General features: G+C 62.0%; 26 protein-coding genes. 17 read left to right on the top strand and 9 right to left on the bottom strand.

Features of this window, described 5'->3' with window-relative positions; translation table 11 throughout:
* Nucleotides 1–10 precede the first annotated feature (10 nt).
* The 4 genes from iaaH to NE850_RS03115 form a co-directional block, all read right to left on the bottom strand.
* Nucleotides 11–1,465 (bottom strand): indoleacetamide hydrolase, encoded by a 1,455-nt coding sequence (iaaH, locus tag NE850_RS03130; RefSeq protein ID WP_165188624.1) that lies wholly within the window; start codon nucleotides 1,463–1,465, stop codon nucleotides 11–13.
* A complete protein-coding gene (locus NE850_RS03125; RefSeq protein ID WP_007177670.1) occupies nucleotides 1,446–2,399 on the bottom strand; it encodes a hypothetical protein in 954 nt (317 codons plus the stop codon). Before NE850_RS03125 ends, iaaH begins: the two co-directional genes overlap by 20 nt.
* Nucleotides 2,400–2,547: 148 nt before the next feature.
* A complete protein-coding gene (locus tag NE850_RS03120; RefSeq protein ID WP_007177669.1) occupies nucleotides 2,548–2,763 on the bottom strand; it encodes a hypothetical protein in 216 nt (71 codons plus the stop codon).
* Between the two features lie 323 nt (nucleotides 2,764–3,086).
* Nucleotides 3,087–3,746 (bottom strand): NADPH-dependent FMN reductase, encoded by a 660-nt coding sequence (locus NE850_RS03115; protein WP_007177668.1) that lies wholly within the window; start codon nucleotides 3,744–3,746, stop codon nucleotides 3,087–3,089.
* Nucleotides 3,747–4,182: 436 nt separating this feature from the next.
* Between NE850_RS03115 and NE850_RS03110 the strand changes: the two genes are divergently transcribed.
* The 3 genes from NE850_RS03110 (at nucleotide 4,183) to NE850_RS03100 (ending at nucleotide 6,213) form a co-directional block, all read left to right on the top strand.
* Nucleotides 4,183–4,890 carry a J domain-containing protein gene (locus NE850_RS03110; protein ID WP_310698433.1) on the top strand — a complete coding sequence of 236 codons (708 nt, stop codon included), beginning with the start codon at nucleotides 4,183–4,185 and terminating at the stop codon, nucleotides 4,888–4,890.
* 328 nt (nucleotides 4,891–5,218) lie between these two features.
* The gene (locus NE850_RS03105) at nucleotides 5,219–5,419 is read left to right on the top strand and encodes a hypothetical protein (protein ID WP_007177666.1); all 201 of its coding nucleotides are present in this window, start codon (nucleotides 5,219–5,221) and stop codon (nucleotides 5,417–5,419) included.
* A gap of 269 nt (nucleotides 5,420–5,688) precedes the next feature.
* Nucleotides 5,689–6,213, top strand: a complete 525-nt coding sequence (locus NE850_RS03100; RefSeq protein WP_035516705.1) for a low molecular weight phosphatase family protein — start codon at nucleotides 5,689–5,691, stop codon at nucleotides 6,211–6,213.
* Between the two features lie 40 nt (nucleotides 6,214–6,253).
* Here NE850_RS03100 and NE850_RS03095 read toward each other — a convergent pair whose 3' ends face one another.
* The gene (locus NE850_RS03095) at nucleotides 6,254–6,586 is read right to left on the bottom strand and encodes an H-NS family nucleoid-associated regulatory protein (RefSeq protein ID WP_007177663.1); all 333 of its coding nucleotides are present in this window, start codon (nucleotides 6,584–6,586) and stop codon (nucleotides 6,254–6,256) included.
* 192 nt (nucleotides 6,587–6,778) lie between these two features.
* A complete protein-coding gene (locus NE850_RS03090; RefSeq protein WP_269739957.1) occupies nucleotides 6,779–6,907 on the bottom strand; it encodes a hypothetical protein in 129 nt (42 codons plus the stop codon).
* Nucleotides 6,908–7,344: 437 nt separating this feature from the next.
* Here NE850_RS03090 and NE850_RS03085 point away from each other — a divergent pair, with 437 nt between their 5' ends.
* Nucleotides 7,345–7,665 (top strand): hypothetical protein, encoded by a 321-nt coding sequence (locus NE850_RS03085; RefSeq protein ID WP_007177662.1) that lies wholly within the window; start codon nucleotides 7,345–7,347, stop codon nucleotides 7,663–7,665.
* A gap of 91 nt (nucleotides 7,666–7,756) precedes the next feature.
* Here the strand turns inward: NE850_RS03085 and NE850_RS03080 are convergent, their stop codons facing one another.
* The gene (locus tag NE850_RS03080) at nucleotides 7,757–8,029 is read right to left on the bottom strand and encodes a hypothetical protein (RefSeq protein WP_165188618.1); all 273 of its coding nucleotides are present in this window, start codon (nucleotides 8,027–8,029) and stop codon (nucleotides 7,757–7,759) included.
* A gap of 384 nt (nucleotides 8,030–8,413) precedes the next feature.
* On the opposite strand from NE850_RS03080, the gene NE850_RS03075 reads away from it, so the two are divergent.
* The 4 genes from NE850_RS03075 (at nucleotide 8,414) to lhpH (ending at nucleotide 12,959) form a co-directional block, all read left to right on the top strand.
* Nucleotides 8,414–9,661: an MFS transporter gene (locus NE850_RS03075; RefSeq protein ID WP_007177660.1), complete on the top strand. Its 1,248-nt coding sequence runs from the start codon at nucleotides 8,414–8,416 to the stop codon at nucleotides 9,659–9,661.
* Nucleotides 9,662–9,910: 249 nt separating this feature from the next.
* Nucleotides 9,911–10,621 carry a 1-acyl-sn-glycerol-3-phosphate acyltransferase gene (locus NE850_RS03070; protein WP_007177659.1) on the top strand — a complete coding sequence of 237 codons (711 nt, stop codon included), beginning with the start codon at nucleotides 9,911–9,913 and terminating at the stop codon, nucleotides 10,619–10,621.
* A 165-nt stretch (nucleotides 10,622–10,786) separates the two neighbouring features.
* The gene (locus tag NE850_RS03065; RefSeq protein WP_007177658.1) at nucleotides 10,787–11,908 is read left to right on the top strand and encodes a branched-chain amino acid ABC transporter substrate-binding protein; all 1,122 of its coding nucleotides are present in this window, start codon (nucleotides 10,787–10,789) and stop codon (nucleotides 11,906–11,908) included.
* Between the two features lie 43 nt (nucleotides 11,909–11,951).
* A complete protein-coding gene (lhpH, locus tag NE850_RS03060; protein WP_007177657.1) occupies nucleotides 11,952–12,959 on the top strand; it encodes a trans-3-hydroxy-L-proline dehydratase in 1,008 nt (335 codons plus the stop codon).
* Between the two features lie 127 nt (nucleotides 12,960–13,086).
* Here the strand turns inward: lhpH and NE850_RS03055 are convergent, their stop codons facing one another.
* The gene (locus tag NE850_RS03055; protein ID WP_007177656.1) at nucleotides 13,087–13,296 is read right to left on the bottom strand and encodes a hypothetical protein; all 210 of its coding nucleotides are present in this window, start codon (nucleotides 13,294–13,296) and stop codon (nucleotides 13,087–13,089) included.
* A 338-nt stretch (nucleotides 13,297–13,634) separates the two neighbouring features.
* Between NE850_RS03055 and NE850_RS03050 the strand changes: the two genes are divergently transcribed.
* The 7 genes from NE850_RS03050 (at nucleotide 13,635) to NE850_RS03020 (ending at nucleotide 19,281) form a co-directional block, all read left to right on the top strand.
* Entirely contained in the window at nucleotides 13,635–13,952 is a 318-nt protein-coding gene (locus tag NE850_RS03050) for a metalloregulator ArsR/SmtB family transcription factor (protein WP_007177655.1), read from the top strand.
* Nucleotides 13,953–13,967: 15 nt separating this feature from the next.
* A complete protein-coding gene (locus NE850_RS03045; protein WP_310698432.1) occupies nucleotides 13,968–14,402 on the top strand; it encodes a YeeE/YedE family protein in 435 nt (144 codons plus the stop codon).
* Between the two features lies 1 nt (nucleotide 14,403).
* On the top strand, nucleotides 14,404–14,835 hold the full coding sequence (locus NE850_RS03040) for a YeeE/YedE family protein (RefSeq protein ID WP_310698431.1): 432 nt from the start codon (nucleotides 14,404–14,406) through the stop codon (nucleotides 14,833–14,835).
* 188 nt (nucleotides 14,836–15,023) lie between these two features.
* Nucleotides 15,024–15,776, top strand: coding sequence for an SDR family NAD(P)-dependent oxidoreductase (locus tag NE850_RS03035; protein WP_007177652.1), 753 nt, complete (start codon nucleotides 15,024–15,026; stop codon nucleotides 15,774–15,776).
* A 94-nt stretch (nucleotides 15,777–15,870) separates the two neighbouring features.
* Nucleotides 15,871–17,199, top strand: coding sequence for an MFS transporter (locus NE850_RS03030; protein WP_310698430.1), 1,329 nt, complete (start codon nucleotides 15,871–15,873; stop codon nucleotides 17,197–17,199).
* Between the two features lie 36 nt (nucleotides 17,200–17,235).
* The gene (rhmD, locus tag NE850_RS03025; protein ID WP_007177650.1) at nucleotides 17,236–18,414 is read left to right on the top strand and encodes an L-rhamnonate dehydratase; all 1,179 of its coding nucleotides are present in this window, start codon (nucleotides 17,236–17,238) and stop codon (nucleotides 18,412–18,414) included.
* A gap of 84 nt (nucleotides 18,415–18,498) precedes the next feature.
* Entirely contained in the window at nucleotides 18,499–19,281 is a 783-nt protein-coding gene (locus NE850_RS03020; protein WP_007177649.1) for an SDR family NAD(P)-dependent oxidoreductase, read from the top strand.
* A 15-nt stretch (nucleotides 19,282–19,296) separates the two neighbouring features.
* Here the strand turns inward: NE850_RS03020 and NE850_RS03015 are convergent, their stop codons facing one another.
* A complete protein-coding gene (locus NE850_RS03015; RefSeq protein WP_007177648.1) occupies nucleotides 19,297–20,298 on the bottom strand; it encodes a LysR family transcriptional regulator in 1,002 nt (333 codons plus the stop codon).
* A 130-nt stretch (nucleotides 20,299–20,428) separates the two neighbouring features.
* On the opposite strand from NE850_RS03015, the gene rhaM reads away from it, so the two are divergent.
* Together rhaM and NE850_RS03005 are read left to right on the top strand one after the other, a co-directional pair.
* Nucleotides 20,429–20,752 carry an L-rhamnose mutarotase gene (gene rhaM, locus NE850_RS03010; protein ID WP_007177647.1) on the top strand — a complete coding sequence of 108 codons (324 nt, stop codon included), beginning with the start codon at nucleotides 20,429–20,431 and terminating at the stop codon, nucleotides 20,750–20,752.
* A gap of 35 nt (nucleotides 20,753–20,787) precedes the next feature.
* Complete coding sequence (locus tag NE850_RS03005) at nucleotides 20,788–21,681, top strand: amidohydrolase family protein (protein WP_310698429.1); 894 nt, start codon at nucleotides 20,788–20,790, stop codon at nucleotides 21,679–21,681.
* Nucleotides 21,682–21,716 lie beyond the last annotated feature (35 nt).

Raw genomic sequence — 21,716 nt, 5'->3', positions numbered from 1 at the left:
CTGGCCGGTATCAGATCGAGGGTGCGGGCAGCGCGCCGAGGAGCTGCTCGAAGGCAACGCCGATTGCAAGAAGGCGCCGGTCTTCGCCGAGCGGGCCGTCCAGTTCCAGTCCGACCGGCAGGCCGCTTGCCGTCATGCCCGCCGGCAGCGAGAGCCCCGGAATGCCCGAGGTGCTGGCCGGATCGGTGTTGCGCAGGAACGCGTCCATTGTGTCGATCGGCTCCGAACCGTCGATGGAGACCGTCGACGAGCCGTTCACGTCGTCGATCGGCACGGCGGCAAGGCGCGTGGTTGGAAACAGCAGCGCGTCGAGGCGCTCGTCGGCGAACGTGGCGGCCATGTACCGCTGCAAGCGCGGCCGCCAATAATTCAGCGCCGCTTCGTAGCGCTCGCCGAGGATATCGTCGAGTACGCCGTCGTAGATCGCGCGTACGTCCGGGCTGGCGATACGGGCCGCCATCTCGACGACAGTTTTGACCGGCGCGTCGTTGGCGACGAGCCAGGCGAGTACGTCGTCGCGTGCCTCGTGGATCGCGATCGGGCCGCCCACCATGCCGTTCAGCTCGTCCAGTTCGTTCATCGCCACCGGTACGAGCACGACACCCGCCGCTTCGAGCGTCTTCAATGCGGCCTTCGTTACGTCCGCTACCTGCCGTTCGAGTCCTTCCCACAGCGGCGCGGGCAAGCCGATGCGCAAACCACGCAAGGTGATGGCGGGCAACGCGCCGGCGCCGGTAATCACGCCGTCGAGCAGCGCAATATCGGCGACGGTGCGCGCCATCGGCCCGACCGTGTCGCGCGTATGGCTGATCGGCACCACGGCGCCCGGATCGTGATAGCGCCGCTCGGCGCCGCCATTGCCGACCGACGGACGAAACCCCGCGGTGCCAGTCAATGCGGCAGGAATGCGGGTCGAGCCGCCGGTGTCGGTGCCCAGACCCGCCGGCGCGATGCGCGCGGCAATTGCCGCCGCCGTGCCGCCCGACGAGCCGCCTGGAATCAGAGTGGGATCGTAGGGATTGCGTACCGGTCCGGCGTGCGTGGCGAAGTTCGTACTCGTAATGCCGAATGCCAGTTCGTGCATATTGGCCTTGCCGAGCACGATCGCGCCGGCGTCGATGAGCCGCTGCACGGAGGGCGCATTGGTGTCGGGCACGAAGCCTTCGAGCGCCGGTGTGCCGGCTGAGGTTTGCAAGCCGGCCGTGTTGATGTTGTCCTTCACGACCACGGCGAGGCCGGCGAGCGGCAAGCGTGCCTTCTCGGCAGCGGGCAAGGCGTCGATACGCCGCGCGGCGGCGAGCGCACCGTCGAGGTCGAGCGTGGTGAGCGCATTGAGGCTAGCGAGCGCCGCCGCGCGCGCGAGCAGGGTGGCCACATAGTCGGCGGCGCTCAGGCGGCCCGACTGGATCGCGGCGACGGCTTGTGTGGCCGTCAACGCGAGCTGTTCATCGACGGTCCATGTCATGGCCGGCGTCTCCTTTTTCTGGTGTCGTTTTCCGGCGCGAGGGTTTCATGAAGCGTAGTGCGAAACGTGCCAGCGCAGGCACCAGCCTGGGACGCAACAGTCTTGCATCGTAGCCGCTCATACGCCGCTCGTTTTCCGCGAGGCACAGTGCGAACAGGTCGCGCGTATTCATGGCTTCACTGATTACACCACTGCTAGCGGGCAAAAAGTTCGAATCGTGCGCGACGCCTTCGGTGTCGATCCCTTTCGCGATCGCGAGGCGCTGCCAGACCAGCACCACCCAGATCGCGGCGACGCGCAGCGCATGCCACGGTCTGCGCCAGATCGGCATGGTGCGGCGATACCACGCGACCCAGTTGATGAAAAACAGAATGTGGCGCGCTTCTTCCTGAATCACCGGCTCGAAAGTCTCGACCAGCGCCTCGGGGAAAAAGCCCGACTGCTGCGCGGAGCGGAATAGCCCGAACGCAAAGAAACTGTCGATGCACTCGCTATAGCCCGTGCGCATCCATTCCCATTCGGCGTCGCGTGGCGCGGGATAGTCCGGCTCGGGCGCGATCTCGATACCGTATGCGGCGATCAGTTTGGAGAGCACGTGCTTGTGACGCGCTTCTTCGTCACCGTCCATGGTGATGGCTTCTCGCAACAGAGGATCGCTCAATTGCGCGGCATAGGTATGCACGGCGATCGACGCGCGGCCTTCGGTCTGCACGGCGATGTCCCAGATGGGCAGCGAACACAGCCGTTCGAGTGCATCTGGCGGCAACGCCGGCCATTCGATCACGGCCGGTTTATAGGGGTTGTGGGTTTCAAGCAGCATGCGGCAAAACATCTGCTTGTGCGCCTCGGAACCGATCTTCACGCGGGCGGGGCCGCGGAATGTCCAGTGGCGCAGGGTGCGGTCTTCGGCAACATCTGTCAGTGTGTCGGACATGGCAGCGTACAGAGGGCGAACTCGATGTGTCGCCTATTCTGGCACAACCGTTCAAATTCCGATGCCGGGCTGCACAAGTCCAGCGGCGCCGCGCGCTGGCGCGAATGGCGCGAATGGCGCGATTCAAGCGTATGACGCTTACTGCCGGTTACTGATGGTTATCGATCCACATGCGTCCCCAGCGGAATGCATAAGCCAGCGCGTGCTCTTCGTCGAAGAAGTAATCGAGCGCGTCGAATGAATAAGCCTGGCCGTGGTTCGCGGAAGTTTTCTCGATGGTCAGGTTGGCGGCGAACAGGCCGTTGGGCAACTGTTGTGCGGCCGGTGCAACTTCGTAACCCTTGTAGCGAATATGTGCGTTCATGATTTTTGGCAGTCAGTGTTCCCGCGTGCGGTGCAAAAGGCCGGCACGTCAGACGCAATCCGTAGCGTCACGCGGCCGGTAAATCAGCGGGCAGGGTCAAGCGTAGGCCGCGCTGCGCAGCGGGTGAACCAATCATTCGTCGAAAGCAAATCAGCGGGCAGGTGTACAGAAGCCCCGATCGGGTCATATGCGCTGTGTTCGAGCACACTATCCGGCGATGTGAATCACGGGTCTGTTATGTGCCGCACGGTTTGCACGAACGACACCACCGTGGGCCGCCCAGGCGGGTCCACGGTGGCGTAAGACGTATGGAGAGAGGGGAGTTAAACCGCGTGCAGCAGGCGAGCGGACGGCGAGTCCTTGAGCGCGCTGCCGAGCGGCGCCGCGTCCGGCGTGCGATGCGCGTTGAACGCCAGCGCGAATTGCGCGGCTTGCTGGCCGACCGTGGCGAGCTGATCGACCACCTTCGCGTCGGAACAGGTGTCGACGGTATCGAAGCGCGTTTCCAGCGTGTTGATTCCGGCACCGAAAGGCGTGGGCCAGCCGCGCAGCGCGTGAACGATCGAGCGCAACGAGGTCAGCACCGAGCCGGCGGCCTGCCAGCCATAGGCGGTGACGATACAGCCGACCGCGCGGCCGTCCAGATACGGGCGCTCGTCGGCGCGCAGTTCCTCGAGCGTGTCGAGCGCGTTCTTGACGAGACCGGATACGCCGCCGTGATAGCCGGGCGTGGCGATGATCAGGGCGTCCGCATGGCGCACGGCCTCGATCAGTTCGAGTTGCTCATCCGTGCGCTGCGGCTGTTCCGGGGCATAGTGAGGCAGGCTATGCAGGAAGGTGCCGCCGAACAGGCGGGTGTTCGCGCCCGCCGCTTGCGCGCCGCGCAGCGCGAAGCCGAGCGCGCGTTCGGTCGACGAAGCGGCGCGTGTCGTGCCGCCAATGCCGACGACGAGCGGCCGGCGAGGATGATCGAAACTGGTCAACGAAATGCTCCTTCGGTAGCGGCTCACGATGCGCCGGCGCGGGGCTGCGCGCAGCGGACCGGGGCGAACCGGACTTTGAAGTGTCATCTTAATGAGCGCCGGGCGCGGCACGAAGCGACTTTTTGTTCTAACGATATAACCGTGCAGGGTGTTGGCGACCGGCGGCGCCGAGTCGCATGGGCTGCAATGCACTTGAGACCGCGCCGGATAAGCATATGGCGAAGCATTGTTTGGGGGCGCGATAACCGGCGGCTATGATCGAATCGTCTCCTCCATGACATCTCCTTGACATGGGATTGGGCCTCGCCACGCTAGCGGCGAGGCCATTTTTTTGTCCGGCGAGCGAGCGTCGCAGGCGCGGGCCGCTTCACGATAAAGCCGTTTTTTGCATGCTACGATGGTCCGCGAAGCGAATCACGGCGAGGTCGAGCACGCAATGGCAACCCTTTATGACACCCTCGGCGTGCCCACGCACGCCACGGAAGAAGAGATCAAGCGCGCCTACCGGAAGGCCGCGATGAAGTGGCATCCCGACCGCAATGGCGGCGCCGAGGAAGTTGCGCGCGCCACCTTCCAGGAAATCAAGGACGCGTACGCGATTCTCTCCGACGCCGTGCAGCGCAAGGTGTACGACTCGGTCTATGCCGAGCAGATGCGCGGCTGGGAGGCGCAGCATGCGCGCCGGCAGCAGGCGCAAGCCGAGCGCGAAGCGGCCGCGCGTGCCACTGACGAGGCCGCGTATGCGGAGATGGTCTCGCTCGCCATGCGTTTCGCTGACGACGGCTACAACCGCGATGTGCTGTTCGGGGTGCTGCTTGGGCGTCGATGCGATGTGCGGCGAGCCGCGCAGATCGCCGATAGCGTGTCGGCGTTGCAGGCCGCGCGGCGTGAAGCCGCGAAGGCGGAAGCCGACGCAGCGAATGCTCACGATGCTTCCGATGCTCACGATGCTTCCGGTGTTCCAGATGCTTCGGCCGGGTCCGAAGCATCTTCAGTGAAACAGGACGCCGCCGTGCAGGACGTGCCGGCCAGACGCGCCAATCCGGAGAAGCAGGAGAAGCGTGCGGAACCCGCAGCCGCGACTCATCCGGCCGGCGCGCTCGAAGGTCTGTGGTTTCAGTTTCTCAACGGATTGCGGTTTTGACGTATCACACGCTGATTGGCCGGCGATTCACATCGGCCCGCAGGAGAGGCGACTCGCGAGTCGGCGGCGATCGTCGTGCTACAGACCGGATGCGCGATCACGGAATCTGCAGCCGTGTGAGGAATGGCGCCCTGGCCGGTAGACCATAGACGTAGACCGAATTGATATAGAGAGCGGACTTTAGCGCCGGAATCTACGCTTCTAGAATCAAACACATGGCCGTGACAAGCGTCGTTCGAACACGGCAAGCACGAGCGACGCCTGCTCAATGCCGCGCGAACCGCTTCGCTCGACTTCCACGCAATCGATTCCTGGAGGCTCGACGGCCATGTTCACTTTCATCGTAGTCGTTGCGGTGGCGGCGTTTATTCCCTACGTCGCGGCACCCGGCATTGCCAATGGCGTCAAGGCGATCAGCACACCGCCCGCGGCGATGCTGTTCGATACGCCCCCAGCGGCGGCGGCCGATAGAAGCGATGCGGCCAACCGGATCGTGTCAGGTCAACGCGAGACCGAAGCCTCTGTCTGAAGCTGAAACTGAAGCGCCGTCCCTGGCCGAATCTCTCTCTTGTGAAGGCTTAATGAAAGCTTTGCGCTTGCGCTGATACACTTCGGGGCGAGCGTGAATGCACGACCAGGCGTACGGCCAGGCGCACCAACGTACCGCGTTTGCGAGCGAGAAACCCTGGTACAAATTCTCGTGGCGCAACAAATTTGATCATCGTAGTGTCACGAGGGCGCAAGACTGAGCCGGCAGAATGGCACACAGAAGCATAAAAACACGTGTACGGGGTAAGCGTGACCAGAAAATATAAGGTGCTGTTTCTCTGCCGCGAGAATTCAGCACGCAGCATCATTGCTGAAGCTTTATTGCGGGAACTGGCGGGACACCGGTTTGACGCGTTCAGCGCGGGGCCGGAGCCGGCCGCGCGGGTTCATCCATTTGCCGTCGCGCAATTGCGGCCCGGCATTTCGGATCTTGGCGTACTGAGCCCGAAAAGCTGGCTGGAATTTACCGGCGAATGGGCACCGCGCATGGACCTCGTGATCGCACTGGACGAATCCGTCGACGCACGGCATGCGCCCGCGTTTCCGGGCGAACCACCGTCGTGCGTCTGGAGCTTTGCCGATCCGCTCGCGGGGCACATGGCCGAGCCGGAGCGCGCACGCCTGTTCGATAAGGTGTTCTGGCAGATCGTGCGGCAGGTCAGCGCGTTTATCGAACTACCGCAATACGCCACGCCGGCAAGCACCACGGCAAGCGCGGCCGTGGTCTCCGCAGCCATTGCTTCGCCGCACCGCGCCACGACGTGCGACGCATGATCGCAGTCCGCACTTGCATGAGCCGCAATAGTGCGGCGGTCTAGCGGTTGTTCGAGCGTGCGAGCGGACTGCCTGCGAACGGGTCGTTTTGCCAGTCCACACGTTTCTTCTGCTGCGGGGCGGGCGCCGGCGCCGGTGCGGCCGACAACTCAAAGTGATCGATAGACTGGCCTGCGCTGATTGCCTGTTTCAGCCATTGGGGCATCTCACCCTGGCCATCCCAGCTATCTCCAGTTGCGCTACGGTAGCGTTCAGCCTTTTGCGCTGCCGGCTCGGACGCCAGCACTGCGGCAAGGTCTTCTGGTTTGATACCAAACTCTTCCATGCGGTGGCGGAGATACGCAATCATGCTATCTCGCTTCCTTTCGTCCATAAGATATTCGTCCTTCTAAAACGTCCAGCGTTCTGTCAATTACAGATTGCAAGGGAAAACCGCGTGAGCATCGAGCCCATGCAAATGGGGACGGCCCGCGGTGTGGTTATCGATTGAAGGAAATTCCAAAGGCAGCGTCAGAAAACGTCGTTCCTATATCGCGGCGCAGCATATGGCCGATCCGGCCGCCTATCAAACCAGGTTATCAATCAATGAATATTCAAGCGCTCCGCCGCGCGGCAGACAAGACCGGATAAGCCTCATGCCGACAAGGGAAAAAACCGTATTGACGATGCATTGATTGCGGATGGCCGGTTTCATCTCCACGCTCCGTCTCTCGCCGGTGCCTCGCGCGGGGCCGATTATTTACGTTATGCCAGCATCATAACGCACTGTGTGGCCAAAGCACGCGCCGGTTCGGTTGATTTTGTTTCAAATGCCGTCTTTCGAACTTGCCGGCCGTGGTAAACCGGGCCGGGTGTTCAGCGATTGAATTCCTGAGTGGCCGAGCTATAAAGAAACAGCGGAGCCAAAATCCGCACCGCCAGCCTGTGGCGACTGATTCCGGCCAGTCGCGAGCACGCGTCCGACATCGGTTGCAGGTATGGCAAGTCTTTTGCCGTTTAGTTCGATGAATCGCCGCAGCAGTTCGCATCGACATCGACTCGTCCGTCAGCCCATCGCGCAGCCTGGCGTTTTTTCGCGGATCAATTGTTTGGAGGACGAGAACTGCTGCGCCGGATTCAAGGAGTCTGGACATGAAACTACGATTATTGATGGCGGTGGCCAGCGCCGTGCTCTTTCTCGCTCCGCGAACGGTGAGCGCGCAGGAGATCCAGGGCCAGCAGGGCGCCGGTGTGTCGGGCCACATGATGATGCAACAGAACGCGAACGAATCGGCGCAGGCCACGACCGATATGCCGTTCAGCGAATCGGGACAGGGCATGACGCCCGGCGCCCAGCCGGTACGGAGCGTGTCATATGGAGGCGTGGCAGCAGGGCAGTCGGACGCGGGAGGCCGGCAAAACCAGCCATGCACTTCTGCCGGCCCGTTATGCAGGATTTATTTCGGTCAGTGACAGATCTATCTTTGGGAGTGCGGCGCGCAATGCAGGCGCTGCATTCCCTTCACTTCCGCTGACTTTCCGCCGCGCCTTCCTTATGCCTGACTCATGCCAGCGCCATGCCGTGCTGTGAATGATCGGCGTGTTCGCCGAGATGCCCCATCATCGCGTCGAAATCGCGTCCTTGCACTGACGTGCGTTCAGTGAAACCACGGAATTCGTCCAGCAATGCGCGCCACGAGTCGTGCCAGCGCGTTTCCCGGATACACGTCCCCAACGGATCCGCAATGCGCAACACGCCGTTGTCCGGATAGAAGGTGACGGTGACCGGCATGCCGTCGATCACGCAAGTGGCGGTATAGGGGCGGGTGGTAAGCATGGGCGATGTCCTCGTTTTCGATAAGCGGTTGCCAGTGCGTTGAACGCTGAGGTGGGCTTTAGCAAACGCCGTGCCCAACTGACTCCTGCACTTGCCTGTGCCTTGCCGCGTCATTCTCACGCAGGGCTGCACGCGCGCGATCCGCATCGATAACCCTACCCCCGACCGCAATTTTTCGGACTCGTCAGCGGACGATCTATTACGATGTTATGGTGTAGTCCATTCGGGTTTTCACTCGCTAATTTCCAGACCGCACTCGCGTCGCTGCCGGCAAGCAGGCCAATATGGCCTGCTTTTTTAATCGTGCCTCGCGGTTTGCCAATGGATTAGCGCAGTGCGGCCGCTCCAATTCCATCTGTTGTTTAGAAACTCGCAAACAATACTATGTTGATCGAAGATAATCTCGCGGCGAGCAATGCCTCGCTGGACGACGGCACGCCGTCGTCCCTGCGGTCATGGCTCGCTGTTTTCGCGGTCGCCATCGGCGCTTTCGCTTTCGTGACGACGGAGTTTTTGCCGGTCGGACTCCTGCCGCGAGTCGCCGCGGATCTCGGCGTGTTGCCCGGCACGGCCGGATTGATGGTCACCGTGCCCGGCGTGATTGCGGCCATTTCCGCGCCGGGTCTGATGCTGGTGGCGGGGCGTATGGATCGGCGGCGGGTATTTCTTTTACTCACGGCTTTGCTGCTGGCTTCGAATCTGATTTCGGCCTTTGCGCCGAATTTTCTGGTTATGCTGCTCGGGCGCGCGCTGCTTGGCGCTGCATTGGGCGGCTTCTGGACGCTGGCTACGGCGGCGTCGGTGCGGCTCGTCAAGCCGAGAGATTCGGCGCGCGCGATGGCAACCATCCTCACCGGCGTGACGTGCGCCACGGTGATCGGCGTGCCGCTCGGCACGTTCATCGCCAGCTTCGCATCGTGGCGCCTGTCGTTCATGGCGACTGGCGTGCTGGTCGCTATCGCGCTGGTCGCGCAGTTTTTTTTCGTGCCGTCTTTGCCGTCGGACGCCGCGTTGCGCCTGCGCGATCTGGTGGCGTTGCTGCGCCGCCCGCATCCCCGCCGAAGCATGCTGATGGTCGGGCTCGTGTTCGGCGCGCATTTTTCGTCGTACACGTACATCACGCCTTTCCTGCTGCGCAATGCGAATCTGGACATGTCGACGATCACGTGGCTGCTGCTCGGATTCGGCGTAATCGGGTTCTTCTCGAACTTCGCCGTTTCGTCCACGGTGACGCGCAACCTGAAAGTCTCGGTAGCCGTCATGGTTTCGCTGCTGATGTTCGCGCTGGTTTCGCTGCCCCTGCTGCAGCATTCGACGGTCGGGGTCATGGCGCTGGTGCTCGCGTGGGGCATTTCGTTCGGCGCATTGCCGCTGTGCTTCAGCATCTGGATTCAGCGTGCTACGCCGGATTCGCCCGAAGCGGGTTCGGCCTTGTTCGTGAGCATCATTCAGGTGGCGATTGCGGTGGGGTCGCTGGTGGGCGGCGTGGTGGTCGACCATGTGGGTATTTCGGCCGACTTTCTGCTCGGCAGCGGTCTCGCGTTGCTGGGGCTCGCCGCGCTGGCGAGCTTCGGCCGCAGCGAGCAGCCTGTGGCGGCCGAGCCGTTGGCTTGCCCGGCATGCACGGATTAATGATCGGTTCAGAGGTTCAGCGACTCGGTGGTTCAGGTTCAGCCGGCGCTTCCGGCCATTCGATCAGAACCGTGAAGGACGATGCACCGACAACCCGATCACAGCGCGAACCTCGCTTGCAATGGGTGCTGTTTGCGAGTCTGGCCGGCCGCCGCCTTCGGGTTCGCGGCCTAACATAACACTCACGTCGCAGTCTCATAGGGTTACGGTGATATTCTTGCGCCGCTTACCAATCTGATCCAGGTCCCGATGCGCTCAACTTTCACCAAATGGCTGTTTATCGTCTACATGCTCGGTAGCGGGACGCTGTATTCCATCATCATTCTGCTTCTCTTTCCTTTTGTCGGACGGGCTGGACGATACTGGCTTGCGAAACAATGGTGCCGTGCGCTGGTTTTTGTCATGCGTTGGCTGCCCGGCGTGTCATGTTCGATAGACGGGCTTGAACACCTTCCTGACGGACCGGCGATCATTTTGTGCCGTCACGAATCGACCTGGGAAACGCTCGCTTTTCTAGCGCTTATTCCACGCCGAATCAGTTTTGTGTTCAAGGAAGATCTTCTGCGCATTCCGTTCTTTGGCTGGGTGCTGCGCGGACTCGATATGGTCAGCCTGAACCGCGGTTCCGCCCGGCAGGCTCACCAGGCTGTCACGAAGGAAAGCGCGGAGCGGCTGGCAAAGGGCGACGTCGTCGTCATTTTCCCGGAGGGAACCCGGGTGCGTCACGATGCCCCGTTGAGGATGACTTCGGGAGGCGTTCGGCTGGCGTGCGCGACCGGCGTGCCTGCCGTCCCGGTAGTCCTGAACGCGGGCAAGGTCTGGCCGACGAAAGGCTGGCCAGACCGCCCTGGGCATATTCGCGTGGTGGTCGGGCCGCCGTTTTCTCCTCGGGAGATGACACAGCAAGAGTTGAGTCATGCCGTTCACGAGTGGATGAAGAACGAACTGCAGCGGCTCTGACGCTTTTCGGGTTGACGCGCGACGAACCGGTACGCGCATGGTCGCGGTAGCATCCGGACGTTTCCCGCGACGTTATCCGGGGGCGGCCGCTGTTGTCGACGTTCGATTGAATTGGAGCCGAATTGAGCATAAGGTGTTTGCTCCCCAGTCCAATCGGAGTTCGGTATGCGACGTTTTGCAATGACTGCGGCCGCGTTGATGGCCGCCTGTTTCACCCTGTCCGCAACTGCCCAGGTCGTCGTCACCATCGGTCATTCGGCTCCGCTCACGGGCCCGCAGGCGCCCAACGGCAAGGACAACGAGAACGGGGCGCGGCTTGCCATCGACGAGCTGAACAAGGCGGGCGTTACCGTGGCGGGCCAAAAGGTCACGTTCAAACTGGACTCGGAAGACGACCAGGCCGATCCGAAGATCGGCGTGCAGGTTGCGCAGAAACTGGTCGATAGCGGCGTGGTCGCCGTTGTCGGACCATATAACTCTGGCGTGGCGATTCCCGCCTCGCGCGTCTACAACACCGGAAATGTGCCGATGCTGCCCGTCGCATCCAACCCGGCGCTGACCAAACAGGGCTTCAGGAACATCTTCCGTATTGGCGCGAGCGATGAACAGCTGGGCGGCACGATGGGACAATTCGCCGCGAAGACGTTGAAGGCCAAAACGGCCGCCGTTATCGACGATCGCACGGCATATGGTCAAGGCGTGGCGGAACAGTTCACGAAAGTCGCCAAGGCAAACGGCATTCAGATCATAGACCAGGAATTCACCAGCTCGTCGGCCACCGACTTCCTCGGCATTCTCACGAACATCAAGTCCAAAAATCCCGACGTGATCTTCTTTGGCGGCTACGCGGCGCAAGGCGCGCCGATGGCCAAACAGATGCGTCAGCGCGGGCTCAGAGCGAAACTGCTCGGCGGCGACGGCATCTGTTCGGCCGACATGGGCAAGGTTGCCGGCGACGCGGCATCGATCGTCTACTGCGCGCAGGGTGGTATTGCGCTCGAGAAAACAGCGGCCGGCCGCGAGTTCCTGGAAAAGTACAAGGCCGCGTACAACATCGATACCCAGGTCTACGCCGTGAGCTATTACGACGGTGTGAAGCTGCTCGCCGACGCAATGGTGAAAGCGGGCACGACAACGGACAAGGCAAAGCTGACCGCGCAACTCGCGAAGGAGAACTATAAGGGCGTTGCGGGCACCTATTCGTTCGACGAGTACGGCGACCTGAAGGGCGCCCCGACCACCGTGTACACCATCAAGAACGGCCTGCCGGTCCCCTACGGTCAGTAACTGTCACTAACGGCAGGCGACCCACCGACTTCACGAAGCAAACATGAAAATTTCACGCACTATCCAGACTGTCGAAGTCCACACCGGCGGAGAGGCATTCCGCATTGTCACCAGCGGTTTGCCGCGTCTGCCTGGCGACACGGTCGTCAAGCGGCGCGCGTGGCTGAAGGAAAACGCCGACGATATCCGCCGGGCTTTGATGTTCGAACCGCGCGGGCATGCCGATATGTACGGCGGGTATCTGACGGAACCGGTCACCCCCGGCGCCGATTTCGGCATCATCTTCCTTCACAACGAAGGTTATAGCGACCATTGCGGCCACGGCGTCATCGCGCTCGCGACGGCAGCGGTCGAACTGGGTTGGGTTCAGCGTGAGATACCCGAAACGCGCATCGGCATCGATGCGCCTTGCGGGTTCATCGAAGCATTCGTGAAGTGGGACGGCGAGCATGCCGGTAACGTTCGCTTCGTCAACGTGCCGTCGTTCATCTGGAAGCAGGACGTGACCGTGCAGACGCCGTCGTTCGGTTCGGTCACGGGCGATATCGCGTTCGGCGGCGCGTTCTACTTTTACACCGACGGAGCGCCGCACGGTCTCGAGGTGCGGGAATCGGCGGTGGAAGAACTCATCCGCTTCGGTGCCGAAGTGAAGGAGGCTGCAAACAGGGCGTTTCCTGTCGAGCATCCTTATATCCCCGAGATCAACCACATCTACGGCACCATCATTGCGAATGCACCGCGGCACGCGGAGTCGACGCAAGCCAACTGTTGCGTGTTTGCAGACCGCGAGGTGGACCGTTCACCGACCGGTTCCGGGACCGGCGGCCGGGTCGCGCAGCTTTATCTGCGCGGCAAGCTTGGCAAGGACGAGACCCTTGTGAACGAGTCCATTATCGGCACGGTGTTCAAAGGACGTGTCCTGAGCGAAACGACGGTGGGCGATTTCAAGGCCGTCATTCCGGAGGTCGAAGGCAACGCTTTTGTCTGCGGCTTCGCGACATGGCTAGTGGACGAGCGCGATCCGCTTACCTACGGGTTCCTTGTTCGATAGGGCCGACATTGTGCGGCCGGCGTGATTGGGCGAAGAAGTGAGCGGTCGAGGATCCGGCTGAATGCGAGGAACCGGACATTGCCGATAACGGTAGAGGTCTGTCCGGTCCGGACCGTTGCGCCGGTTCTCAATGTGCAGTTTCGATTACGCTCCAGATCCGTTCATCGGAGTCGCCCGTGAATTGTCTGGCGATAACCGCCCGGCATTTATCGCAGCGATAGTGTTCGAGGACGAGTGTGCCGTTGCATTCCGCCACACCGATCAGCGTGAGGTGTTCCTGCCGTTGAACATCGACAGGCCGGCCGTTGATGCCGGAGCATCCATCGCAGACTTCCATGGCGCCTCCCGACTTTTGCATCCATCGTTCAAAAGAAGCCCGCGCGGGGGCGGGCGAAGACTGATGCACCCGCTGAGGAGACAACGCGGGCCGGCTTAGTATCCGGCTCGACGGAGCATTTGTGCAAGTGCAAAAAATAACGTGCAGCGTGTTGGGGCCGGTGTAGCGGACCGGCCGCACTGCGCAACCGCTCTCGCGCGCGTGAAGGGGGCAGACCAACGCCATCTTCCGAAGCCCGGCGGAAGCGAACGCCCTGAAACGGGGAGGATGTCGCTCATTCTATTCACAAACAATATATAAAAAAATATAATGTTGATCTGTGATGACAGGATGGTGTGATGCGAAAGAAATCCGCTCCAATCGACCTTTCGGTGATGCAGTCCTCGGCAGAGAAAGCCTGCGCGCTGCTGAAGGTGCTGGCAAATCCCGACCGGTTGCTGCTGATGTGTCAACTGTCGCAAGGCGAGGCGTGTGTGAGCGACCTGGAAGAACAGTTGGGCATACGTCAGCCCACGCTCTCCCAGCAACTCGGTGTGCTTCGCGATAACGAACTGGTCGAGACTCGCCGGGAAGGTAAGAGCATCTTTTATTCCGTCGCGAGCAAGGAAGCGATTGCGGTCATGACCGTGCTGTACGACCAGTTTTGCACCCAATGAAGATAAGGAGATGCGATGTCGATTGATCTCGCGAGTTTCACGCCCGGCCTGTCATTGACTGGCGGCCTGGTGATCGGGGCCGCGGCTGCCGCGCTTGTTTTGTTCAACGGACGTATAGCCGGCATCAGCGGCATAGTCGGCGGCCTGGTCGGCACGCCGCAGAAAGACGCGGGATGGCGTGTCGCTTTCCTTGCCGGGCTCATCGGAGCACCTGTGCTGGCAGGCTTGCTGGGTAGCCGGATAGCGCCGGATATCCAGGCCGGGTGGGGCGAGATACTCGTCGCGGGCTTTCTGGTCGGCATCGGCACGCGTTACGCGGGCGGTTGCACGAGCGGCCACGGTGTTTGCGGCATTTCGCGAGGGTCCATCCGTTCGATTGTTGCAACCGCAACGTTCATGGCGAGCGGTTTTCTGACCGTGTTCATTTCCAGACATCTGCTGGGAGGCTGAGATGAGTTTGCTCACCGCGTTACTTTCCGGGCTGCTGTTCGGCGTCGGTCTGATGGTGTCCGGCATGGCCAATCCGGCGAAGGTGCTGGGATTTCTGGACATCGCAGGGCGATGGGATCCGTCGCTGGCATTCGTTATGGCTGGTGCAATAGCCATCGGCTCTATCGCATTCCTGCTGGCAAAACGCCGCAAGCAATCCCTGCTGGGGTTGCCCATGCAACTTCCCGCCAGCACCCACATCACGCTGCGGCTCGTGCTGGGAAGCGCGGTATTCGGCGTGGGCTGGGGACTTGCCGGATTTTGTCCGGGCCCTGCGCTGGTCGCATTAGGCGCCGGGTTTCCCAAGGCGTGGGGATTCGTGGCCGCAATGCTCGCTGGCATGAGCTTGTTCGAATTCTTCGAGCGCGCGAAGCTGAGTCGGCAGCAGGCCTGAGTTACGGCGAGTGTGCGAATTTACACATCAGACCTGTCGATGCCCCTTCGATCCACTTTTGTTATCACCCCCTCCAATACTCGAATTGTTAGCGCATCGCACCGCTCGTATATTGGCTGAACCAGCAGCACAGACAGCCGGATACAACACAAAGGCACGCCGCTCAGGCCTGCCACAGGAGCACAGCGATGAATCGGATCGATCTGGAGGGGCGCGTAGTCGCCATTACCGGCGGCGCGCGCGGCATCGGCTACGCGGTGGGGCAGCGGGCGTTGAACTCGGGCGCATCGGTCGCGCTATGGGACGTGGACGCCGAACGTCTCGCCCGCAGCCAGCGTGAGCTGAGCGAACTGGGCAAAGTCACGGCAGTCACCGTCGAGCTGACACAGGAAGCCGCCGTCGCGCAGGCCGTGGCGCAAACCGTCGCCGATCACGGTGCGATCGACGTGCTGATCAATTGCGCCGGCATCACCGGCGGCAACGGCACCACCTGGGAACTGGAACCCGATATCTGGCGTCGCGTGATCGACGTGAACCTGATCGGCCCCTATCTGACCTGCCGCGCGGTCGTGCCGCAAATGCTCAAGCAGGGCTATGGCCGGATCGTCAATATCGCGTCGGTGGCGGGCAAAGAGGGCAACCCGAACGCCTCGCACTACAGCGCCTCCAAGGCCGGCCTCATCGGCCTGACCAAATCGCTCGGAAAAGAACTCGCGACGAAGAACATTCTCGTCAATGCCGTCACACCCGCCGCGGCCAAAACCGAGATCTTCGATTCGATGTCGCAACAACACATCGACTACATGCTGTCGAAGATTCCCATGAACCGCTTCCTGTTACCCGAAGAAGCGGCATCGCTGATCCTGTGGCTCTCCTCTGAGGACTGCGCGTTCAGCACCGGTTCGGTTTTCGACCTGTCCGGCGGGCGCGCGACCTATTGAGTCGCCGCGCAATCACGCCGGCGTTACGTCTTTAGCGGTACATAAGACAGCAAAACGCAGAGCCGCCGCCCGCGCGCTTTGTGAAGGAGACGAGATGGACCCGCACGCGCCCGTTTCACTGGAGGCGATCAACAGCAAGGTAATGCGCCGGTTGCTGCCGTTTCTGCTGCTCATGTACGTGTTGGCGTTTCTCGATCGCGTCAACATCGGTTTCGCGCAAAAAGCCTTGCAGCACGATACGGGCTTGTCGAACGCGGCGTTTGCCTTCGGGGCGGGGGTGTTTTTCGTCGGCTATGCATTGTTCGAAGTCCCGAGCAATCTGCTGTTGCATCGGGTCGGTGCGCGCGCCTGGATGTGCCGGATCATGGTGACATGGGGGCTCGTCTCGGCCGCGATGTGCCTCGCGCATACGCCGACCGCGTTCTACACGTTGCGGTTTCTGCTCGGCGTCGCCGAGGCGGGTTTCTTTCCGGGCGTGATCTATTACCTTACGCGCTGGTTTCCGCAATCGGCCAGAGCGCGCGCGGTGGGCGTGTTTTATTTCGGCGCGCCGCTGGCGTTTATTTTCGGCAGTCCGTTGTCGGGTTCGCTGCTCGAATTGCACGGCGCGCTGGGTCTCGCCGGCTGGCAATGGCTCTTTCTGGTGGAAGGCGCGCTGGCTTCGGTGGTAGGCGTGTGGGCGTTCTGGTATCTCGACAATCGTCCCCAAGACGCGCGTTGGCTCGAACCGCAGGAGCGCGCGAGCTTGCGCAATGCGCTCGAAGACGACGCGCGTGCCGCGTCCGCGCACGGTCCGCATCGGATATTGGCCGCACTGGTGGATCGGCGCGTGCTGCTGCTGTCTGCGATCTATCTGCTGATCCAGATGAGCGTGTACGGCGTGATTTTCTATCTGCCGCAACAGGTGGCGGCTTTCCTTGGAACGACGGTCGGTTTGCGTGTGGGTCTGGTTGCCGCGCTGCCGTGGTTGTGCGCGCTCGCCGTGACCTGGTATGTGCCGCGCCGCGCGGATCGAACAGGCGGGCATCGGCGCTGGGCGGTGGCATTGCTGCTCGTCGCAGGCCTGGGCATCGGCTTGTCGGGACTCGTGAATAGCCCCGCGATCGGCTTGCTTGCGCTGTGTTGTGCAGCGAGCGGTTTCATTGCCGCACAGCCGCTTTTCTGGACCTTTCCCACACGCCACCTCACAGGCGCCGCCGCGGCGGGCGGCATCGCGTTGATCAATTCGCTCGGCGGACTCGGCGGCTTCATTGCGCCGAGCTTGCGCACCGCGGCGGAACGCGCGTTTTCTTCGACGTCGGCAGGACTGGTCGTGCTGGGCGTGTCGAGTCTGCTCGCCGCGCTCATGATCGGCACGCTATTGCGCCGCGATCCCGCCCAGCCGGCCGCCGCTTTCGAAGCCTTACTGCATCGCGCCCGCTAGGCGCACGCTCGACGCACTCATAACGGAGTCCCATTCATGGCCATGCCTACCATCCGGCACGTGCGTGCCTTCATCGTCCGCGGCGGCGGTGCGGACTATCACGACCAACCCGGCGGACACTGGATCGACGATCACATTTCCACGCCGATGGCGCGTTATCCGGAGTACCGGCAGAGCCGCCAGTCGTTCGGTATCAATGTATTGGGCACGCTCGTGGTGGAGATCGAAGCAAGCGACGGCACCGTCGGATTCGCGGTGACGACGGGCGGCGAGATCGGTGCGTTCATCGTGGAGAAACATCTCGCGCGTTTTCTCGAAGGCCAGCTTGTCACCGACATCGAGAAAATGTGGGATCAGATGTACTTTTCCACGTTGTACTACGGTCGCAAAGGCGTGGTGCTGAATACGATTTCGGGCGTCGATCTCGCGTTGTGGGATCTGCTCGCGAAAGTGCGCAAGGAGCCGGTGTACCAACTATTGGGCGGTCCGGTGCGCGACGAACTCGTGTTCTACGCTACCGGCGCGCGGCCTGATCTGGCGAAGGAGATGGGTTTCATCGGCGGCAAGTTGCCGTTGCAGCATGGCCCGGCCGAAGGCGACGCCGGTCTCAGGCAGAATCTGGACAAGCTCGCGGAGATGCGCAGCCGCGTCGGCGACGACTTCTGGCTGATGTACGACTGCTGGATGAGCCTCGATGTGCCGTATGCCACACGGCTCGCGCAAGCGGCGCACGAATACGGCCTGAAATGGATCGAGGAATGTTTGCCGCCCGACGACTACTGGGGTTACGCCGAACTGCGCCGCAACGTGCCACGCGGCATGATGGTGTCGACCGGCGAACACGAAGCGACGCGCTGGGGCTTTCGCATGCTGCTGGAGATGCAATGCTGCGATCTGATTCAACCGGATGTCGGCTGGTGCGGCGGCATTACCGAATTGATCAAGATATCCGCGCTTGCCGATGCCCACAATGTGATGGTGGTGCCGCACGGTTCGTCGGTGTATAGCTATCACTTCGTGGTGACGCGGCACAACTCGCCGTTCGCCGAGTTTCTGATGATGGCGCCCAAGGCCGACGAGGTCGTGCCGATGTTCACGCCACTGCTGCTCGACGAGCCGGTGCCGGTGAGCGGACGCATGAAAGTGCCGGACGCGCCGGGCTTCGGCGTGAGGCTGAATCCGGAATGCGCACTGGTGCGGCCTTACGCGCGTTGATCATGCGCTGCGGTTCAGGCGCTTCTGGCGCCCGAACCTCGCAGTGTCGAACCAGGCAGTGTCGAATCAGGAAAGGAGAATGACGTGCTGCTCAAGGACAAGGTCGTGATCGTCACCGGCGGTTCGCGTGGCATCGGCCGCGCGATAGCCGTTGCGTGCGCAACCGAAGGCGCGGACGTGGCGATCAACTACTGGGGCGATAACGACGCATCGTACGGACGCCGTTCCGCCGTCGCTGAAGTGGTCGGCGAAATCGAGGCGCTGGGGCGGCGCGTGATTGCAATCGAAGGCAACGTCGCAGCGCGCGAAACCGGCCAGCAGTTGGTGCGCCATACGGTGGAAGCTTTCGGCAAAGTCGACGTGCTCGCCAGCAACGCGGGCATCTGCCCGTTCCATGCTTTTCTCGACATGCCGCCCGAAGTTCTGGAGTCGACAGTGGCGGTCAATCTGAATGGCGCGTTCTACGTGACGCAAGCCGCCGCGCAACAGATGAAAGCGCAAGGCACGGGCGGCGCGATCGTGGCGACGAGTTCGATCAGCGCGCTGGTGGGCGGCGGCATGCAGACGCATTACACACCGACCAAAGCGGGCGTGCATTCGCTGATGCAATCCTGCGCGGTCGCGTTGGGACCGTACGGCATTCGCTGCAACTCGGTCATGCCGGGCACCATCGCCACGGATCTGAACGCGGAGGATCTCGCCGACGAAGCCAAAAAAGCCTACTTCGAAAAACGTATTCCGCTCGGCAGGTTGGGTCGTCCGGAAGATGTAGCCGATTGCGTGACGTTCCTCGCCTCCGACCGCGCGCGCTATGTGACCGGCGCAGCGTTGCTGGTGGACGGCGGCCTCTTCGTCAACCTGCAGTAACGTGCAATGCCGATTTCAGTTCACCGGAACCGAAGCCGCGATCAGCGGACTGGATGCGGTCGCGGCGGTGTCGTCGCGCTTGAGCTTGTGCGAGAAACCGCGCAACAGATCGATGAAACGCAGCGCGGGTTCAGCCAGCGGTTCTTCCTTGCGCGTGAGAATGCCGAAGCCCGAAAGGCTCTTGCCGATTTCGAGCGGCAACGCAACCAGCAGTTTGCCGCGCAAATGATCGCGCACCACGGATTCGGGCAGCATTGCCACCGCATCGTAATTCTCGAGCAATTGCAGCGTTGCGAAGATCGACGCGCATTCGGTCAGGTTCACCGGCGTGGCCAGTCCCGCACGCGCGAGTTCCTCTTCGAAAAGCACACGCGCCGGACTGGTGACAGGCTGCGCCACCCACGGCCAGTCGATCAGCTCACGCAGGGTAAGGCGCGCGCGCTGCGCGAGCGGATGCACCGAACGCACGACCAGCAGCAGCGTCTCGCGTGCGAGCGGCTCGAAACTGAAATCGTTGTGTTGCAGCGGACTGGTGAGGCGCCCGAGCGCCAGATCGACTTCGCGGCGATGCAGCAATTGCACGACCTGATCGCTCGTTTCGCCCAGAATGCGCACATTCAGCAGCGGGCTTTCGGTTTTCAGCGCGGCGACTGCCATAGCCAGCAGATCGGGCGCGGCGCCCATGATCGCGCCGACCGTCAGTTGCCCGTGACCGCCGCGGCGCTTGACTTCGAGGTCTTCAGCGAAACGGGTCAGCTCGGCCAGCGCGCGCCGCGCGTAGGCCAGCGTGACGACGCCGAGCGGCGTGGGCGTCATACCGCGTGCGTTGCGCTCGAACAGCAGGAAGCCGAACGCTTCCTCGATATCGCCGAGCATGCGGCTCGCGCTCGGCTGGGCCACGTTGACGGCCTCGGCGGCCTGATGGAGATTGCGTGCGTCGTCGAGCGCGACGAGCAGCGCGAGGTGCTTGAACTTGAGCCGATTGACCAGTGCGATAGTTGCTGAATGTTGGCTCATGGGGCGGGTGCGATTCGGTTTGTGGATCGCCCAATCCCAACAACGGATTGAGATGCTATCGACGCAGGAATTATAGTCGCATCAGACGCTTCTCTGAGAAAGCGCCCGATACGACGGGAGACAGGCCGCAATGGAAACAATTGCTTTCCGGATGGTGCTCAACCCCGGCATGCGCGAGGAATACGAACGACGTCACGCGCAAATCTGGCCCGAACTGGTTGATGCATTGCACAACGCCGGCGTGCGCGATTACCGGATTTTCTTCGACCCGGACTCGCACCATCTATTCGCCATGCTGACGCGAAATAACCACCACACCATGAACGAGTTGCCGCAACTCGACGTAATGCGCAAATGGTGGGATTACATGGCCGACATCATGCGGACGGCACCGGATCACACGCCGCTTCAGCAGCCGCTCGAACCGGTCTTTCATCTGAATTCGCTGAGCTGACCTTGAAACGATCTTCACCGGACGGAGGGTGTCGCATGCAGGTGGTCGATTCGCATATCCATCTTTGGGATCTGAAAACGCATCGCTATCCATGGCTTGAAAACCCCGGCGTGTCGTTCGTGGGCGACGCGCGCGATCTGAAGCACGACTACCTGCTCGACGATCTGCTGGGCGAGGCGGGCGACATCGAGGTGCTGAAACTGGTGCACGTCGAAGCGAATCACGATCCTGCCGATCCGGTGGAAGAAACGCGCTGGCTGCAATCCATTGCGGATCGCAAGGAATCGGGCGGCATGCCGAACGCGCTTGTCGCCGCGGTGGATCTGTCCGCGCCGAATGCGCCGGCCGTGCTCGAAGCCCATGCGTCGCTCGCGAATACGCGCGGCATCCGGCAGATTCTGAACGTGCACGAGAACAGGCTGTTCGATTACGTCGGCCGTCATTTCATGCGCGAGCCGCAATGGCGCGAGCACTTCGCGCTGCTGCGCCGTTACGACATGTCGTTCGATCTTCAACTGTATCCGTCACAGATGGAAGAAGCGGCGGCGTTGGCGCGCTCGCATGGCGACACGCAGTTCGTGATCAACCACGCGGGCATGTTCGTGGATCGCACCAGCGTGGCCGGTTATCGCGCATGGCGCGACGGCATGCGCCTGCTCGCGGGTTGCCCCAATGTCGCCGTGAAGATCAGCGGGCTCGCGATGTTCGATCACCGGTGGACCGTTGAAAGCCTGCGGCCGTACGTACTCGAAACGATCGATACGTTCGGTGTCGAGCGCGCGATGTTCGCCTCGAACTTTCCGGTCGACCGGCTGTTCGGCTCTTACGCGGATTTGTGGCATGCGTATGGATCGATCGTCGATGGCGCGAGCGTCGCCGAGAAAGAGGCGCTGTTTTGCCGGAATGCTGAACGTTGCTACCGCATCTGAAGTGCCCTGGAACGCGAAATAGAAGGAGACACGCA

It is taken from the genome of Paraburkholderia sp. USG1 (assembly GCF_031570135.1).
Taxonomy (GTDB): domain Bacteria; phylum Pseudomonadota; class Gammaproteobacteria; order Burkholderiales; family Burkholderiaceae; genus Paraburkholderia; species Paraburkholderia dioscoreae.
Note: the sequence above shows the minus strand (reverse complement) of the source record. Positions and strands in the feature narration are given on the sequence as shown.

Bases quoted from the DNA above. Each gene is read 5' to 3' on its own strand.
- iaaH (WP_165188624.1), bottom strand. From the start codon at position 1,465: ATGACATGGACCGTCGATGAACAGCTCGCGTTGACGGCCACACAAGCC.
- NE850_RS03125 (WP_007177670.1), bottom strand. From the start codon at position 2,399: ATGTCCGACACACTGACAGATGTTGCCGAAGACCGCACCCTGCGCCAC.
- NE850_RS03120 (WP_007177669.1), bottom strand. From the start codon at position 2,763: ATGAACGCACATATTCGCTACAAGGGTTACGAAGTTGCACCGGCCGCA.
- NE850_RS03110 (WP_310698433.1), top strand. From the start codon at position 4,183: ATGGCAACCCTTTATGACACCCTCGGCGTGCCCACGCACGCCACGGAA.
- NE850_RS03105 (WP_007177666.1), top strand. From the start codon at position 5,219: ATGTTCACTTTCATCGTAGTCGTTGCGGTGGCGGCGTTTATTCCCTAC.
- NE850_RS03095 (WP_007177663.1), bottom strand. From the start codon at position 6,586: ATGGACGAAAGGAAGCGAGATAGCATGATTGCGTATCTCCGCCACCGC.
- NE850_RS03090 (WP_269739957.1), bottom strand. From the start codon at position 6,907: ATGAAACCGGCCATCCGCAATCAATGCATCGTCAATACGGTTTTTTCC.
- NE850_RS03085 (WP_007177662.1), top strand. From the start codon at position 7,345: ATGAAACTACGATTATTGATGGCGGTGGCCAGCGCCGTGCTCTTTCTC.
- NE850_RS03080 (WP_165188618.1), bottom strand. From the start codon at position 8,029: ATGCTTACCACCCGCCCCTATACCGCCACTTGCGTGATCGACGGCATG.
- NE850_RS03075 (WP_007177660.1), top strand. From the start codon at position 8,414: ATGTTGATCGAAGATAATCTCGCGGCGAGCAATGCCTCGCTGGACGAC.
- NE850_RS03070 (WP_007177659.1), top strand. From the start codon at position 9,911: ATGCGCTCAACTTTCACCAAATGGCTGTTTATCGTCTACATGCTCGGT.
- NE850_RS03065 (WP_007177658.1), top strand. From the start codon at position 10,787: ATGCGACGTTTTGCAATGACTGCGGCCGCGTTGATGGCCGCCTGTTTC.
- lhpH (WP_007177657.1), top strand. From the start codon at position 11,952: ATGAAAATTTCACGCACTATCCAGACTGTCGAAGTCCACACCGGCGGA.
- NE850_RS03055 (WP_007177656.1), bottom strand. From the start codon at position 13,296: ATGGAAGTCTGCGATGGATGCTCCGGCATCAACGGCCGGCCTGTCGAT.
- NE850_RS03050 (WP_007177655.1), top strand. From the start codon at position 13,635: ATGCGAAAGAAATCCGCTCCAATCGACCTTTCGGTGATGCAGTCCTCG.
- NE850_RS03045 (WP_310698432.1), top strand. From the start codon at position 13,968: ATGTCGATTGATCTCGCGAGTTTCACGCCCGGCCTGTCATTGACTGGC.
- NE850_RS03040 (WP_310698431.1), top strand. From the start codon at position 14,404: ATGAGTTTGCTCACCGCGTTACTTTCCGGGCTGCTGTTCGGCGTCGGT.
- NE850_RS03035 (WP_007177652.1), top strand. From the start codon at position 15,024: ATGAATCGGATCGATCTGGAGGGGCGCGTAGTCGCCATTACCGGCGGC.
- NE850_RS03030 (WP_310698430.1), top strand. From the start codon at position 15,871: ATGGACCCGCACGCGCCCGTTTCACTGGAGGCGATCAACAGCAAGGTA.
- rhmD (WP_007177650.1), top strand. From the start codon at position 17,236: ATGGCCATGCCTACCATCCGGCACGTGCGTGCCTTCATCGTCCGCGGC.
- NE850_RS03015 (WP_007177648.1), bottom strand. From the start codon at position 20,298: ATGAGCCAACATTCAGCAACTATCGCACTGGTCAATCGGCTCAAGTTC.
- rhaM (WP_007177647.1), top strand. From the start codon at position 20,429: ATGGAAACAATTGCTTTCCGGATGGTGCTCAACCCCGGCATGCGCGAG.
- NE850_RS03005 (WP_310698429.1), top strand. From the start codon at position 20,788: ATGCAGGTGGTCGATTCGCATATCCATCTTTGGGATCTGAAAACGCAT.